The organism is Acinetobacter sp. ANC 4173, from assembly GCF_004331255.1.
In the GTDB taxonomy this organism is placed as follows: Bacteria; Pseudomonadota; Gammaproteobacteria; order Pseudomonadales; family Moraxellaceae; genus Acinetobacter.
Genome location: NZ_SJOF01000004.1, coordinates 131,896 through 148,506, shown reverse-complemented (window position 1 = coordinate 148,506; position 16,611 = coordinate 131,896). Strand labels below are relative to the sequence as shown.

Genomic DNA, 16,611 nt, shown 5'->3' with positions numbered 1-16,611 from the left:
AAAGGTCTCAATAAATTATCAAATTAGAACAGCTTGCTATTCTAATCTAAAATCATTCTCTATAAACTGAATATATTTAATTGAACTTATCAGAAAAATTGATTATGTCTGAGATTCAGCTGCCCATTATTGGAATTATGCATTCACCGTATCAGGAAAAATTTGGAATTCCGCGACAGCCCAATTTGGTTCAAGTACAGTCTTATATAGAGATGCAAGCGCCTTATAATGATCTGGCTGCCTTTGAAGGCATTGAAGAGTTTAGTCATCTATGGTTAGTCTGGCAGTTTCATGAGAATAAAAATCAGCATAAAAAAGATCAGTTTCGTGCACAAGTTCGTCCACCACGTCTGGGGGGAAATAAGAAAATAGGGGTTTTTGCGACACGCAGCATGTATCGACCTGCACCGATAGGATTATCGGTTGTACAGTTACAAGCCGTAAAAAAAGAAGGGAAGTCTGTCAGAGTTTATCTTACAGGGAGTGATTTATTAGATGGAACCCCCATCCTAGATATTAAACCCTATATTCATTATTCTGATGCGGTATTTGAGGCGCAAAGTGGTTATGCGCAACAAGAACCAACACGAATGAACGTACATTGGTCCGAGTTGGCTCTGTTAGAAAAGCAGCGCTTGTTGGCACAACGGTTGACAACTCAAGCACGATTTGAAGAGTTAGATCAGGTATTGTCATTAGACCCAAGACCAGCTTATCAGGAAGATAGTGAGCGAATTTATAAAATGAAATTTGCTCAGCTCGATGTAAGTTTTGTCATTCGGGGGCAACGCTTAGAGGTGATTAGCTTAGAGTCCATTTAAGCCATTTAGTTGCGCTTGAGTTTATCTTGGTACATATTTTTGTCTGCTTGTAAGCCAGCAGAAAGAATGCCATCACTTGGGTCGCGTAGTGCGAAGCCAATTGCTGCACTAATTTGTTGGGTGTGGAGATTTTGAATAATTCGTTCTTGGTGAGCTTGGGAAGATTCTAAGTCATTTTCTACGGTTAATATTGCAAATTCATCTCCACCCAGACGTGCAATGATATCGGTATTACGGCAACTTTCAGTTAAAACGACCGCTGTTTGACGAATGAGTTCATCACCAGCAGCATGTCCGTGTGCATCATTCATGAATTTAAGATTATTTAAATCTAACATAAATACTGTGGCATGATGCCCATAGAGTTGGCAACGCTCTTCCTCTGCAAGGATAAACTGATCCCAAGCCCGACGGTTATATAGACCTGTGAGTGGGTCACGCAGTGCTTCGGCTTGTAAACGTTCATTTTTACGGGTTTGCTCAATTTCTCTTAGTTCAGTTTGTAAGATTTGACTGAGTAAATCTCCCAGTAACTCAATTAAATTTTGCTCTTCTTTAAGGCTTTCAGATTTTGGTTCTGGATCAATCGCGCATAAAGTTCCAAACAGGCTGCCATCTTCTTTGATTAGCGGTTGACCGATATAGGCTTTAATTTTGAGTTGCTGTGCAATGGGCGCTTGGCGATAAGCTGGGATATCGTCGGATAGTGGGGCAATTTTAGGACCATTGTTCAAGACCATCTGAGAACAAAATGAATCGGCCCAATTAAATACTTGCCCAGCATGGACATTATAAGCATGATCTTCTGTTTGTAAGACAATCCAGTCTTCACCTTCAACACGGGTAATCATCCAAAGACCAAAACCAAAGCGTTGATATAAAAAATTAAGAACAGCTTGTCCTGCATCATGAAAGCTTTTAAAACCAATGTCGTTCATTACACGAACCTTTGACAACAGAAAATAAGGAAATAAGTTCAGGTATTATTTTAAATGATTCTTAATTAATAATTGGTTGTATCACACCATAATGAAAAAATGAATCGATTTAAGTCTCATTTAAAATAATTAATGTATACCATCTTAATTATTGCTATTTTTATAAAATAAAGGATTTTGTCAAATGTGAGTCTAAATCCTGCTTTTAATGGAGTAGAGTCAATAATATACATAGAATTATTTATGAAATCATCCACCATAAAATCAAAATAAAAACCAGCATATGTAAAATTTGAGCAGGTGCAAAGGCTAGGGCATATTTACGTCCTCCTGTGAGGCTTGCATTGATAGATTTGGCGACTGCATGGGCTACCATTCCTAAAATGAGGGCATAGACCAGAGTGTGATTGGCTGGATCTCCTTGTACAACAATTGCAGCCATTGCGGCATGGATTTCAAATAAAGATGCTAAAAGCGTCCCTATAATTAAGCCTGCATCACCTAAGAGTAAGCTTAACCCATAAACAACAGCCTGAATAATTGTGAGCGTTGCTGCAATAATTGCAGCTTCTTTAAGGCTAAACATGCGCCCATCAGGATGTTCTGTTGGAGTAGAGGGTTTAGTTTTACGCATGAGCCAGAGTCCCCACAGTATCAGAATACACATGGCTACGAATGCTGGCAGAATAATGAGCTTGAACCAATTTAAATTAATCCCTGCGACGATGAGGAGGAGTTGTAAAAGGGTAGCTACGCAAGATAGTAATGCAGCGCCTGCATTGGGCACAGCTTCAGCACGTCCTGCACGCACTTCCATACCTAAGCTGGCAATCGTAGCGGTACTTGATACAAAACCAGAGGCTAATGCAGACAAAATGAGTGCATTCTGGGCAGAGAGTAAGCGTTTTGCAATATGTGCGAGTGCTTGAACAGCAAGAATTAAAGCCAATAGTTTAAGAATAATGTGAGGATTTAATACCATACCCCAAAGTGGCGTGTTGGGTGTTAGCGGCAATGCAACCAAAATCAGGGCCAGTAAGAATAGACCATCTCGAAATTCACGTTCTGTTATCCATTGGCTAGCAAAGCCATGAATTGGGTGTTTTAGCATTAAAATGATGGTGAGTATGACCGATAATCCTGCTGCGAAAGGTGCATGCCAGATACAAAGTGCCCCGATAAAATAAGTCATCACAAAGGCTAATTCAGTTGTTACACCGGGGTCATCCACTTGGTTGCGAAGTGAAAATACCGTTATTGCCCCAATAATTATGGCACCCACAATACCAATGATCGGGCCTAAGGCAAAACACAAGGCACCCATTAAGGCACAGATGGCAAAAGAACGCACACCTGCAAAACTGTTTGGGTTTTCACGTTGTTTGCTTCTTTCTCGTTCTAGTCCAATCACTAAGCCGCAACCCAAAGCAACTGCCATCATAGTCAACAGTTCTTGAAAAGATGCCTGTTCTAAGGTCAGATTAAAGAGGAGGTTGGACATGAGTAATTTAAAACCTTGTTATTGTTGATCTATATTTATGTGAATAATGAATTTCTTATGCTTTCCCCCTAACTGAAGGTATTTTATTCTTTATACCATAATTCACACAGAAACTATGAACTACCTTACCGAGATCAAAAAAATCAATCTGGAGATATCCATAGATTAATCAGTAGTTTTAACCATTTAAGTCGATAAACATCCCAGAAATAAAGTCTGTTATAGTGTCGCTAGAAATTGAGGCTTAGAATAATGAATTTTAATTTTGAAATTGATACGACTTGGTGTTTAGAGCAATTATTTAAAGATGGTCGCATTGATGAGCGTGAAAAAATATTAGTACAAACGACCCACCGTCAACGTGAGCAGCTTAGATGGCATCCGTTGCAGTGGATTGCAAATTTTAATTTAAGAGATCAGCTTCATCCTCAAGCGACTTTATCCCTGAATCGTTTAATGCAATGGTTGGCAGATAAGTCTAATCTTCCTTTATATGTGATTGATCCTCTCAAAGCGGATGTGGGGGCACTAACCAATGTAATGTCGCAAGAGTTTGCTGTGCGTAACAGAATTCTTGCAGTGGAAGTGAAAGCTGATGAAATTTTAATTGCAACAGATCAACCGTATAAAACGGAGTGGGTCGGTAATCTAGAGCGTAGTTTATTGCCTAAAAAGATTCTACGGGTGCTGCTCAGTCCAGATCAGTTGCAGCGTTATTTGGTCGAATATTATCAAGTGAGTCGTGCGGTATCGAACTCGCAGAAGTCTAGTACTTACGATCGTGAAAATAAGGGTGTGGAAGCTTTATTACAATTAGGCGACACGCAAAATCCTGATGCGAATGATCAGCATATTGTGAAATTGGTCGATTGGATTTTGCAGTTTGCGTTTGAACAAAGTGCCAGTGATATTCATATGGAACCGCGTAAAGATACGGGTAAAGTCCGATTTCGTATTGATGGAGTGTTACATACCATTTACAACATGCCTGCCAATACCCTGACAGCTGTGATTTCACGAATTAAGATTTTGGGGCGCATGAATGTTGCGGAAAAGCGTAAACCACAAGATGGACGTTTAAAAACCCGTACGCCTAAAGGACAAGAAACAGAACTGCGTTTATCTACTTTACCGACAGCGTTTGGTGAAAAGTTGGTGATGCGTATTTTTGATCCTGAAGTTTTGGTCCGTAGTTTTGAGCAATTAGGTTTTGAAGGCGGTTTGCTAAGCGATTGGCAAAGTTTAACCTCACATAGTCATGGCATTATTTTGGTGACAGGACCCACAGGTTCGGGTAAAACCACGACTTTATATTCTTCCATGAAGAAATTGGCAACGGATCAAGTGAATGTATGCACCATTGAAGATCCGATTGAAATGCTGGAACCGAGTTTTAACCAAATGCAGGTGAACACTGCCATTGAGCTGGGTTTTGCGGATGGCGTGCGTGCACTCATGCGTCAAGACCCCGATATTATTATGGTGGGGGAAATCCGTGACCACGATACAGCCAATATGGCAATTCAGGCGGCATTAACAGGTCACTTGGTGCTTTCAACGCTACATACCAATGATGCGCCATCGAGTTTGACCCGTTTACATGATTTAGGTGTGCAACCGTTTTTGACTGCGGCAACAATTCTTGGTGTGTTGGCCCAGCGCTTGGTACGTCAACTTTGTCCACATTGTAAAAAAGAGAGCCACATCAATCAAAATGAATGGGAACATTTAACGTTTGATTACATTATGGAAATACCAGAAAAAGTTTATAGCGCTGTAGGTTGTGAAGCATGTCGTCATACAGGATATAAAGGTCGTGTCGGTATTTACGAATTTATGCCGCTTAGTTTAACCACCAAGCAATTGATCGGTGCAAATGCAAATTTAAATCAGTTACGTCAACAGGCAAAAAAAGAAGGCATTGAACCTTTACGTATTGCGGGTGCGCGTAAAGTGATTGCGGGTATGACCACTTTAGAAGAAGTGCTAAGAGTCGTGCCATTGAATTAGGACTTGTTGCTGATTCATTTGAATCAAATGAATCAGCATATTTGACTGTTTGGTCTAAGTTTTGCTCATTTTATTGGAATATGCGGCATTGAGGTCATCTTAAGATTCAACTCATGTTATTTTGTTTTAATTGCATCAACCAAATCAAGACATGAATATGTGAGGGTGAAGTAATGAACGTAATTTCTAAAATAGCAGTAGGTGCAGCTTTGGTGGCTACAGTGAGTAGTTTTGCGCTTGCCAATACAGCAGTAGTGAATCAGCAGGCAATTGCGCCAACACAAATTACCGTCAAGCAGGCATTAACTTTAAAAGATGATACACCCGTAAAACTCAAAGGCTATGTTGTCAAAGCTTTGGGTGATGAGAAATATCAGTTCCAAGACCAGACGGGCAGTATTACGGTTGATATTGATGATGAGTTATGGCGTGGTCAGCCTGTATCAGCAAAAAACCCTGTGATCTTAACGGGTGAGGTAGATATTGATTATCTGCCAACAAAACGTGTTGAAATTGATGTCGATACTTTAACTTTTTAATCAGACATCCATTGAGCTGAAGCCACATGCAAAACATGTGGCTTTTGCATTCTAAACCAGATCAAGGCATGCTGAGACTAAGCACCTAATATGAGTATATGATGCGTATATTATTAGCTGAAGACGATTATTCCCAAGCCGAGAGTATTAAAACTTGGTTAGAAATGGATGGTTATAGTGTGGATTGGGTTGACCGTGGAGACTACGCGATTCATGCCATACAACAGCATCAATATGACTGTGTTTTATTGGATCGAGGTTTACCACAAGCCACGGGAGATGACATTCTTAAAACCATAAGAACACGGCAACAAGGTATTCCTGTCATTTTTATTACGGCAAGAGACAGCATTCATGACCGTGTTGAGGGTCTAGATTTAGGGGCCAATGATTATTTGGTCAAACCGTTTAGCTTGGAAGAATTATCAGCACGAGTCCGTGCACAATTGCGTTTGCAGCAATCATCCACAGGTCAGTATTTATCTTTTGCCAATTTACAACTTGACCCACAAGCCAAGGTTGTTCAGCAAAATGGGCAGGTGATTCATCTCACTGCGAAAGAATTTCAGATTTTATATAAATTAATGCAAAAACCTGAACATATTGTGACCCGAGAACAACTCGAAGAGTCACTGTATGCATGGGGTGAAGAAATTGAAAGTAATGCCATCGAAGTATTTATTTATCAATTACGGAAGAAAATAGGCTCTAGTTTGATTAAAACAGTTCGAGGGCTAGGCTATCGAATGAATCAGGATGGTTAAATGACGTCCCAACATATTTCGCTGCAAAAGAGACTGGTTAAGACTTCTGTCCTGAGTTCAGTCGCAGCAGGTGCTGTCGCTTTTGCTTTGTTGGTGAGTATCTCAATGTATCAAAGCATGAGCATGCAAGACGAAATTATGGATGAAATTGCTGATGCTTTGCTTCTTGTTCAACCCAATCAAAATCAAGGAGCACATATCACGCAGTTGAGTGATGAATTTGATCTACAATATCAGTTGATTCATCAGCAAAAAGTAGTGCTTGAATCCGATTCATTTGAATTGGCATCCGTGGCGCATTTTTCAAATATGCAGCATGAGCATTTTGATTACCTTTGGTTTCAACATGCGCTGTGGCGAAGTTATCAATCCTTTGATCCGGATACCCAGATGCAGGTTGTGATTTATCAACCTATGCAAGTTCGCTTTGAAAAAATCTTGAGTAGTTTTGCTGTATATGCGGTTTTGTTAATGGTCTTGTGGTTATTGCAATGGTTGTTTGCACATTTCGCGATTGCACGTCAGTTCAAAGTCATGCAAATGTTATCTAAAAAAATAGCGGACAAAAGTGCACAGGACTTAACACCAATTACACAGGACGCCCCCATCATTGATGAGCTTCAGCCCATTATTCTGCAATTAAATCAGTTATTACAACGTTTAGATCAATCATTGCAAGCAGAGCAGCGCTTTACCGCAGATGCTTCGCATGAATTACGTTCACCGCTTTCTGCAATTCAGTTGCGCTTACAAGTACTCCAACGAAAATATCAAGATCAGCCTCAATTTACGCAAGAATTACAACAGATTCAGAAAGATGTTAGCCGTGGTACCCAAGTGTTAGAAAACCTCTTGCTTCTCGCGCGTTTAGATCCGACTGACACCGCAGATTTACCACTATCATCGCTGAATCTAAGCCAACTGGTGATGGAAGTCTGGAATAGTTTAGAGATCTTTAGGCAGCAGAAACAGATCCAACTCGTGTCCAATTTGGATCCCGCTTGGATTGAGGTAAATCCTGAGTTAATGACGGTTTGTTTACGTAATCTTCTAGATAATGCGATACGTTATAGCCAACCCCATGGACATGTTTATATATACCTAACAGCCGAGCAACAACAGGTGTATCTCTGTATTGAAAATGAAGGTGAAGGCTTGGACAGTGACACGCTATCGCGTTTGGGTGAGCGTTTTTATCGGGCTTTAGGCAGTAAAACGACAGGTTCGGGGCTAGGGCTTTCGATCTGTAAAAAAATTGTGCAATTGCATCATGCGAGCATAGATTTTTCGGTATCTTCTTATGGGGGTTTAAAAGTAGAGTTGTACTTTAGAAAATTTGAAACACCTGAAATTTGAGATATTGTTCTATTTAGCCTGTAAATAAAAAAGCAGTACGCGCTGACATACTGCTAGTTCCCACGTTTATTATTATCAGTTTATTTTGTTTTTATTTCGTGAGAATAAGACGATTATTCCGAGTTAAACGTAGACGATATTCTTCACCCGCATGCATGATGCGAATTTCACGTCCAAGGGCAAAAAGATTGTTGGAATGTAGCATTGGCAGTGCATGTGCAGATTCAGTGTGACGTGTAAATAAGCTAAAAGGTGCGTTCATTTTTTGTTTGCTCCGTGGTGTATTCTTGAGTGATTTAAATGATAATCATTATCGAATAGGTCTGTCAACGGGAATTTTAGCAATTTATAAAAAAACTAAATTTACTTACACTGAGACTACTTTACTGTGATGGAACTTGTTATGTCCAAGCCGAATATTCATGTCGCAATTGCCTTATTACTACATCAAAATAAAATATTGGTCGGATGGCGCAGTGCTGAACAGCATCAAGGGAATAAGCATGAATTTCCTGGAGGGAAAGTCGAAGCGAATGAAACGCCATTAGACGCTTGTCGCCGTGAAGTCTTTGAAGAAGTTGGGGTAGGACTGAATGACTGGCATGCATTTGATGTGATTTGCCATGAATATGATGATGTGGTGGTGAATTTGCATTTATTTCATGCCATTGTGCCCGAAGCATTATTAAATGAAATTCAACAGCCATGGACATGGTATAGCCGTACAGAATTACTGAGTCTGAATTTTCCGAAAGCCAATTTTAGTATTTTGCAGCGATTATACTGGCCAAACCAAATTAAAATTTCTGAACATTTGGCTGATTTGGAACAACTTAAACCGCAGCAATTATTGTATTGGCGTGTTGAACATACAGCAGCAGATTTGGAAGATTTAGAGCAATTGTCTGAACAGCAGGCAGGTCATTTAATTGTCAATCTGCAAGCATGGCAACAATTGACACTGCCAATGCAAAGAAAAGTGGCTGCAATTCATCTCAAACAGCATCAACTGATGGCATTTAAGCGTGGAGAACTACCAGTCGGTTTTCGTTTCATCGCAGCTTGTCATGATGTCGTGGCCATGCAACATGCCCAAAATATTGGCTGTGATGCGATTATTTTAAGTCCTGTTTTGGCTACAGCGACCCATCCTGATGTAGAACCATTAGGTTGGGAGCGGTTTCAAGAATATGCTCAGCAAGTGGATATTCCCGTGTTTGCTTTGGGGGGGATGCATGCTGAACTGTTACAACACGCGCAGTCACATCATGCTTATGGTATTGCAGGGATTCGATATCTTTAAAAAACGTTGGTAACTTCTTCATAAAATGTAGAACAAGCAGGCATTAAATTGATTTTAATGCCTGTTGCGCTTGCTGTACGGTTTTGCTGTTATTTTGCTTTTGCCCCGCTTTGGCTACGGCTCCCCAAAGTTGCTTTTTCATGGCTTGGGTTTGCGCATAGCTTAAACCACGACGAGCTAAGGCTTCTGCGTTGGCAGGCTGATTTTTCTGATTGGCAACTAAAGCTAGAAACAAGAAAGTTTCCGCTGACTGCGGTGCTAGACGTTGTGCACGTAAGGCAGCCGCTTCAGCATCATTCCAACGCCCTTGTTTATAAGCTTGCTGTGTTTGTTGCATTAATTGTTTAAAGGCTGGAAGTGAACGTCCATCTTCAAATTTCTGCTGAGATTTTTGTTCAGGGACCACGACTTGTACTTTTTGCCGTTTAATTTCGGGTTGATCATACGGTGTAATGACCACACCAGAAGATTTGGGTTGTGCAGCTTTGGGCTTTTCGGTGGTAACGGCAGGTTTAGCATTTTCAGGCTTTGGTAGGCTTTGGCAGCCTACTAAAGCCACAACAGCAGCAGAAAGGAGAATGGATCTCAGCATATGCAATTAAAATTCCTTAGTGGGCATAAGTTCCGCTCGAAATGACACGACCTGAATTTTGATCCAAGTCATTTTGCATGTCACTTTCACTCTCGCGGATATAGTTGTCCATACTATCGGGTTGTGCTGGTTGGTTCTGGTTCATTTCCGTATCAGGTGTGTAAACTGGTTCCACTTGGTAATGAGGAAAGCCGCATGCTGTAGCACGACGTGGTACAGCACTCCTTAATAACGGTATATACAATGCACCTTCACAGCCCTGAGCCGATAAGTTGCCTGAGCCACTATCGATCCATTGCCATTGCACATCGTCGGTTTGACGTAAATTGACTGGTTTTTGACGTAATTGACTCATGACATTGGTCCAAACAGGTAGAGCACCTGAAGAACCAGTCAGTCCAGTGACTTTATTGTCATCTAAACCTAGCCAAACCACACTGAGATAGTTGCCTGAATATCCTGCAAACCATGAGTCACGGGTGTCATTGGTGGTGCCTGATTTGCCAGCAAGCTTTAATGAACTTGGCAAGGTGCTGTAAGCAGAACGACCTGTACCTGAATTCATCACCTGTTGTAGGCCGTAATTCACAATGTAGGCAGCGGCAGGATCTATGGTTTGTTGCACAGTTAAACTATAACGCTCTAAAACACGACCATTAGAATCGACCACTGAGCGGATTGATTTAATCGGGTATTTGAAACCGCCTGTAGCAAAGTTTCCATAGATGCTCATCACTTCCATCGGAGACATATCTACCGCACCTAAGAAAATCGAAGGGTAGGTTGGAATGTTGGAAGTCACACCAAATTTTTTCAAATGATTGGTAAAGCTAGCAACCCCAAATTCTTGTCCAAGACGAACAGCAGATAAGTTATAAGAATTGGACAGGGCTTGTACCATTGGGACTACACCATGTTCACCACCACTATAGTTTTTCGGTGTCCAAGATTTACCTTCACTTGGAATGCTAATGTAGCTGTCTTCAATTGGACTGGCCCAGTTGTAACGTCCAGACTCGATTGCATTGAGATAAATCACAGGTTTGAGTAATGAACCGACTTGGCGTTTTGCATCGAGTGCGCGGTTAAAACCAGTAAAATCTTGGGTTGAACCCACTGCAGCAACCAGTTCACCATTTTCAGGATGAGAAACTAAGACCGCACCTTGTAAGTCTTTTAAGCGCTTTGGATTATTATTGCTTAAACGTGCAACAGAGTCCTTAAACGCGTTCTGGATATTGGTTTGGGCAATTGGGTCGAGCGTAGTGAAGATTTTTAAACCTTGGTTGGTTAAATCAGACTCTTGATATTCAGTCCGTAATTGACGACGCACAATATCTAGAAAATCTGGGAAGCGTGCAGGTCCTAAAGTGGGTTTTGCTAAAACATTTAATGGGCGTGCAATTTCACGCTCATATTGTTCTTGCGATAAATAACCCATGACCAACATATTATTTAACACGATATCCCGACGCTTTTTAGCGCCTTCTGGGTTGCGCCAAGGATTGAATAAAGAGGGGCCTTGGACTAAACCAACCAAATAGGCTTGTTGCGAGATATTGAGTTCACGTAGAGGTAAACCGAAGTAGAACTGTGACGCCAAACCATAACCATTAATAGAATAGTTACCGTTTTGCCCCAAGTTCACTTCATTTAAATAAGCTTCAAGGATTTCGTCTTTGTTGTAATGTAGCTCAACCAAGAGTGCCATTAAGGCTTCATTGACTTTACGCTTTAAGGTACGTTCTGGGCTCAAATAGAAGTTTTTAACCAACTGTTGTGTGAGCGTTGAACCACCTTGGCGTTTGCCTCCAGTCACATTACTGACCAAGGCACGTGCAGTCCCTCGAACAGAAATACCATGATGCTTATAGAAGTTACGGTCTTCAGTCGCAATTAAGGCTTCAATTAAAGGTTTTGGCACATTGGATAATTTAATCAGAACCCGATCTTCATTGTGCTGAGGATAAATACCACCAATTAAAAGTGGTTCTAAACGAGCAATCCCTGTTGAAGATGGTTTAGTTGCACTCACCTCACTAATCTGGTCATTTGCAAAACTGACTTTTAAGACTTGTTCAGGTTCAATGCTATCACCGAAGTCAAAGCCGCGGGTATGAACAAATAAGGTATCCCCAGAGCTGACATAATTGCCCGATTTGGCATAACTATCCGCATTTTTATAGCCCAATAGTTTCAATTCTTGATCGAAATCTTTTTGGCTAATAGGGGCGTTGGTGTAAATTTCTAGCGGGCGAGCAAAAACCTTCGCAGGAATATCCCAGCGCTTTCCTTCAAATTTTTCTCTCACAATATTATCTAAACGGATCAGGTAAAAACTAAATGCTAGAAAAATACCAATGACCAATATGGAGAAAATAAGTGCGAATAATCCTATGCCACGTTCAAACTTCATAAAAGGTGATAAGATCCTGATAAATTTTGCTAATCATGCGAAGCTTTTTTCCATTTTGCAATAATAAATCTGTCACAGATGCGAAAAGCCATACCAATGAATGGGCTAATCAGGCTATTTATATGGTTTTTTATTTCATTCGGGTTTAATGATATGATAAGCCAGAATCCTAACGGAGCGATCACATAGGTGCAACTTTCACACAAGTCTTTTCGGAATATTGGATTAATTGGTCGACCAGACAAATCTTCTGTTGTTGAAACTTTAAGCCTCATTCACGATCATCTTATGAGCTTGGGTTTACATCCTGTTTTTGATGCAGAAACCGCCGAGCTTGTCCCTTATAAAAATACACAAACGGTCAGTCGAGCCTTATTGGGTGAGGTTGTAGATTTAGTTATTGTGGTTGGGGGTGATGGTTCCTTGTTACATGCTGCGCGTGCTTTGGTGAAATATAATACGCCTGTTATGGGTGTAAACCGTGGACGTTTGGGTTTTCTTACCGATATTAAGCCGACTGAAGTTATCTATAAGCTCGATCAAGTCTTACAAGGTGAGTTTCAGCAAGACCGTCGTTTTTTATTGGAAATGGAAGTTCGCTCCAAAGGTGAAACGATTCATGATGCAATTGCCTTAAATGATGTTGTGCTGCATTCGGGTAAATCTGTACACATGATTGACTTTGAATTAAACATCGATGGGCAATATGTGTACCGTCAGCACAGTGATGGGCTGATTGTTTCTACACCAACGGGGTCAACCGCCTATGCATTATCGGGTGGTGGACCTATTGTGCATCCAAGTATGGATGCGATTTCCTTAGTCCCGATGCATCCGCATACACTCTCATCACGTCCCATTGTTGTAGGCGGACATAGTGAAATTAAAATACTAATTCGTGAAAATCGTGTATTGCCAATGGTCAGTGCCGACGGGCAACATAGTGTTTCACTCAATGTGGGAGATAGTTTGCATATCCGCAAACATCCATTTAAATTAAATCTCTTGCATCCGCCTGGGTATGACTTTTATATGGCTTGTCGTACTAAACTAGGTTGGAATCGTGATTTTGATTCATTGCAACAACAGGATTAAAAATGAATATTGAACAAATGCTGGCTGTACTTGATCCAGATATTGTTGGTCGTTTAAAGACTGCGATTGAAATTGGTAAATGGCCAAATGGTGTTGCATTAACCAAAGAGCAACGTGAAATTTGTATGCAAGCCGTGTATGCATGGGAAATGAAGCATTTACCAGAAACAGAGCGCAGCGGTTATATTGACCGTGGCACAAAAGAAGAAGGTGAAGAGTGTGATGATGATCATCACAAAAATGAACCTGAATTTAAGCCCATTCGTTTTGTTTAAGTCAAAAATGCTTTACTAAAATCTGATATATAAAAAAGGACTCTAAATAGAGTCCTTTTTGTTAATATTGTTGTTTTTGTCATTACACTGGAATGGCAAAATTAAAAACGATGGATCCAAAGCTCTTTTGCTTTCAACATGGCATCAGGGTAACTTTCGCATACTCCCATGCTATACAAAGCAATGCCCATAGTTTCTATGACCGCAGTTTCACCATATTCATGCTGTTGCTGACCTTGCCATACCGATTTAAACACAGCCAAATCGAGTTCTTCTTCGACGGGACTTCGGTTGTCTGTCAGTTTAGGAAGCTCGTGCTCATACAATTCCCCATCTTTAATGCCACAAATTAGTGTTTTGGCATCAGGGTTACGCTCGAATTCACCACCTTCACCTTTAATAACAGCACTGTTTTGATAACCAAGTTTAAAAGCAGCCTGTTGATGAGAGCTACGATAGGCAGGATGGAAGATGGCTTGTAAAGTGGCTTTCGCATTAAATGGATTAATTAGTCGCGCTAAGGTATGAATCGGTGAGCGCAATCCCATAACGTTGCGTAATGCAATCAGTTCACTCAGGATGGGTGAAATAACTTCTAAGGGTAAATAGGCAAAATTACGTTGTTGTAGTTGCTGCTCAACCTCATCTTGATTTTGGCAAATGGGGAAATCTAAATATTCAAGCACTTGTTCGGTATAAACACGGTTTAAGGTGTGCCCCGCAGCACCATGCATGACAATTTTATAGCCGTGATGGGCTAATGTTAATGCTGCCAATAAGAACCAAGGATAATGTTTACGTTTTCCTGCATACGAAGACCAATCTAAATCTACGTCAAGGGCTTTAAAATTTAGCGAGTCACGAGTTGCTTGTACAAAACCAGCCAATTCGTCTACAGATTCTTCTTTAACACGCAACAGCATCAAAAAAGCACCCAATTGCACATCCAGTACTTCATCGTTCAAAATCATTTTGAATGCTTGATAGGCTTCATCATAAGTTAATGATCGTGCACCATTCTTGCCTTTACCGACAATACGGACAAATTGGGCAAATGGATGCTCAAAATCTTTGTATAAATTTCTTTTGGTTGTCATTCGCTCAGATCACTGTGTAATTTCGTGTTTTGGGGGAGAAAAGTTTAAATTGATAATAGAAAGATTTTGATCTAAAAGAAAGAAAAATGACGGGTTAGGTATACGACCAATGTCTAATAAAAAACGAGCATAATTTAATCGAATTTGAAAATATATGTAGATTTACTGTTCAAAAGTTCGGTAGAATTCCAGCGAATAAGGATAACTGTTAAGTTTTTCTTATTAGTTGTTTATTCTATCATATTGAAAATACTCATTTTCAATAGTCTAACTGCGATGGAATCGCGGATATTATTATTTAGTTTAATGAGAAGGTATTAAGACTGACTTAATACCTATAGCCTTTTGTAGTGATTATAAAAGGAATTTTTAAGGGCTGTGTATTCTTAGGAATAGACAAATATTGGATGTTTCTAGTTCTAGAAATATGTTTAGAAGTAACGCTATGACTAAAAAACCTATCTATAAATCACTGTATTTTCAAGTGATTGTCGCCATCATTGCAGGTATTCTGGTTGGTCATTTCTCCCCAAGTGGAACCCAGATTGTAAATGGTGCTGAACAATATGTCCCAGGTTTAGGCGAACAGCTTAAACCTTTAGGTGATGCATTTATCCGATTGATTAAAATGATCATCGCCCCAGTGATTTTCTGTACAGTTGTTAGCGGTATTGCTGGCATGGAAAGCATGAAATCAGTGGGTAAGACAGGGGGTATTGCTCTCCTTTATTTTGAAATCGTTTCTACGATTGCCTTACTGATTGGTTTGTTGGTCATCAATATTGCCAAACCTGGTGTAGGTATGAACATTGACCCTGCATCTTTAGATGTGTCGGGTATTTCTAAATATGTAGAATCAGGTCAGTCACAAAGCACTATCGATTTCTTAATGAATATCATCCCACATACTGTGGTGGGTGCCTTTGCTGAAGGTGAAATTCTTCAAGTATTGTTATTCGCTATTTTATTTGGATTCGCACTACATAAATTAGGTGATTCTGGTAAACCAGTTCTTAAGCTAATTGACCAAATTTCGCATGTCTTCTTCAATATTGTAAATATGATTATGAAGCTTGCACCTATTGGTGCCTTTGGTGCAATGGCATTTACCATTGGTAAATATGGTATTGGCAGCTTAGCGCAATTGGCTCAGTTAATTATCTGCTTCTACATTACCTGTTTATTGTTCATCTTTATTGTACTGGGTTCCATCAGCCGTTTTTGTGGTTTCAGTATCTTGAAAATGATTCGTATGATTCGCGAAGAATTATTGATTGTTTTAGGAACATCATCTTCAGAATCTGTTTTGCCACGTATGTTGAAGAAACTTGAAATTGCGGGTTGTGAAAAATCTGTAGTAGGTCTCGTGATTCCAACAGGTTATTCATTTAACTTGGATGGTACTTCAATTTACTTAACCATGGCTGCGGTCTTTATTGCTCAAGCAACCAATACTCAATTAGATATTTCACATCAGATTACTTTGTTATTGGTGTTGTTGATTTCGTCTAAAGGTGCTGCGGGTGTAACGGGTTCAGGCTTTATTGTGATGGCAGCAACTTTGTCTGCGGTAGGTCATATTCCTGTTGCTGGCTTGGCCTTAATTTTAGGTATTGACCGTTTCATGTCTGAAGCACGTGCATTAACTAATTTGGTGGGTAACTCATTGGCAACAATTGTGGTTGCAAAATGGGTCGGTCAGCTCGACAAGGAAAAACTAGATTTTGCTTTAGCTAACCCTGAAGAGGTAGACAAGCAAATGATGGATGACAGTAATCAAGCTCACGCTTAATGTGTTCTGATTAAAAAAAGGAAGCTTCGGCTTCCTTTTTTGTTTTTGTATTGACCTAAAGTAGCCATAAATAAGACAAAAGCTGCACATGACAGATGCTATAAAATTGCCT

15 protein-coding genes are annotated in these 16,611 nt (G+C 40.2%); 9 read left to right on the top strand and 6 right to left on the bottom strand.

What is annotated here, in order from left to right; genetic code table 11:
• Positions 1–104 precede the first annotated feature (104 nt).
• The gene (gene tsaA, locus E0H94_RS07025; protein ID WP_131325745.1) at positions 105–821 is read left to right on the top strand and encodes a tRNA (N6-threonylcarbamoyladenosine(37)-N6)-methyltransferase TrmO; all 717 of its coding nucleotides are present in this window, start codon (positions 105–107) and stop codon (positions 819–821) included.
• Between the two features lie 5 nt (positions 822–826).
• Here tsaA and E0H94_RS07020 read toward each other — a convergent pair whose 3' ends face one another.
• Positions 827–1,759 (bottom strand): sensor domain-containing diguanylate cyclase, encoded by a 933-nt coding sequence (locus tag E0H94_RS07020; protein WP_131325744.1) that lies wholly within the window; start codon positions 1,757–1,759, stop codon positions 827–829.
• Positions 1,760–2,000: 241 nt separating this feature from the next.
• Positions 2,001–3,260, bottom strand: a complete 1,260-nt coding sequence (locus E0H94_RS07015; RefSeq protein WP_131325743.1) for an MgtC/SapB family protein — start codon at positions 3,258–3,260, stop codon at positions 2,001–2,003.
• Between the two features lie 252 nt (positions 3,261–3,512).
• Between E0H94_RS07015 and E0H94_RS07010 the strand changes: the two genes are divergently transcribed.
• The 4 genes from E0H94_RS07010 to E0H94_RS06995 all read left to right on the top strand — a co-directional run bounded on the left by E0H94_RS07010 (position 3,513) and on the right by E0H94_RS06995 (position 7,929).
• Positions 3,513–5,270 (top strand): GspE/PulE family protein, encoded by a 1,758-nt coding sequence (locus tag E0H94_RS07010; protein ID WP_131325742.1) that lies wholly within the window; start codon positions 3,513–3,515, stop codon positions 5,268–5,270.
• A 173-nt stretch (positions 5,271–5,443) separates the two neighbouring features.
• The gene (locus tag E0H94_RS07005) at positions 5,444–5,809 is read left to right on the top strand and encodes a NirD/YgiW/YdeI family stress tolerance protein (RefSeq protein ID WP_131325741.1); all 366 of its coding nucleotides are present in this window, start codon (positions 5,444–5,446) and stop codon (positions 5,807–5,809) included.
• A gap of 101 nt (positions 5,810–5,910) precedes the next feature.
• Positions 5,911–6,573, top strand: coding sequence for a response regulator transcription factor (locus E0H94_RS07000; RefSeq protein ID WP_131325740.1), 663 nt, complete (start codon positions 5,911–5,913; stop codon positions 6,571–6,573).
• The gene (locus E0H94_RS06995) at positions 6,574–7,929 is read left to right on the top strand and encodes a sensor histidine kinase (RefSeq protein ID WP_131325739.1); all 1,356 of its coding nucleotides are present in this window, start codon (positions 6,574–6,576) and stop codon (positions 7,927–7,929) included.
• 91 nt (positions 7,930–8,020) lie between these two features.
• Here E0H94_RS06995 and hemP read toward each other — a convergent pair whose 3' ends face one another.
• A complete protein-coding gene (gene hemP, locus E0H94_RS06990; RefSeq protein WP_044739433.1) occupies positions 8,021–8,191 on the bottom strand; it encodes a hemin uptake protein HemP in 171 nt (56 codons plus the stop codon).
• A 141-nt stretch (positions 8,192–8,332) separates the two neighbouring features.
• Here hemP and E0H94_RS06985 point away from each other — a divergent pair, with 141 nt between their 5' ends.
• Positions 8,333–9,232, top strand: coding sequence for a thiamine phosphate synthase (locus E0H94_RS06985; RefSeq protein WP_131325738.1), 900 nt, complete (start codon positions 8,333–8,335; stop codon positions 9,230–9,232).
• A 43-nt stretch (positions 9,233–9,275) separates the two neighbouring features.
• Here E0H94_RS06985 and E0H94_RS06980 read toward each other — a convergent pair whose 3' ends face one another.
• Both E0H94_RS06980 and mrcB read right to left on the bottom strand, forming a co-directional pair.
• The gene (locus E0H94_RS06980; protein WP_131325850.1) at positions 9,276–9,824 is read right to left on the bottom strand and encodes a tetratricopeptide repeat protein; all 549 of its coding nucleotides are present in this window, start codon (positions 9,822–9,824) and stop codon (positions 9,276–9,278) included.
• Between the two features lie 16 nt (positions 9,825–9,840).
• A complete protein-coding gene (gene mrcB, locus E0H94_RS06975; protein ID WP_131325737.1) occupies positions 9,841–12,240 on the bottom strand; it encodes a penicillin-binding protein 1B in 2,400 nt (799 codons plus the stop codon).
• A gap of 189 nt (positions 12,241–12,429) precedes the next feature.
• Between mrcB and E0H94_RS06970 the strand changes: the two genes are divergently transcribed.
• Positions 12,430–13,335 carry an NAD(+) kinase gene (locus E0H94_RS06970; protein WP_131325736.1) on the top strand — a complete coding sequence of 302 codons (906 nt, stop codon included), beginning with the start codon at positions 12,430–12,432 and terminating at the stop codon, positions 13,333–13,335.
• 2 nt (positions 13,336–13,337) lie between these two features.
• The gene (locus E0H94_RS06965; protein WP_016167472.1) at positions 13,338–13,610 is read left to right on the top strand and encodes a YeaC family protein; all 273 of its coding nucleotides are present in this window, start codon (positions 13,338–13,340) and stop codon (positions 13,608–13,610) included.
• 101 nt (positions 13,611–13,711) lie between these two features.
• Here E0H94_RS06965 and E0H94_RS06960 read toward each other — a convergent pair whose 3' ends face one another.
• On the bottom strand, positions 13,712–14,707 hold the full coding sequence (locus tag E0H94_RS06960; protein ID WP_131325735.1) for a glycosyl transferase family protein: 996 nt from the start codon (positions 14,705–14,707) through the stop codon (positions 13,712–13,714).
• 445 nt (positions 14,708–15,152) lie between these two features.
• Between E0H94_RS06960 and E0H94_RS06955 the strand changes: the two genes are divergently transcribed.
• Positions 15,153–16,499 carry a dicarboxylate/amino acid:cation symporter gene (locus E0H94_RS06955; RefSeq protein ID WP_131325734.1) on the top strand — a complete coding sequence of 449 codons (1,347 nt, stop codon included), beginning with the start codon at positions 15,153–15,155 and terminating at the stop codon, positions 16,497–16,499.
• The last annotated feature ends 112 nt before the right edge of the window (positions 16,500–16,611 follow it).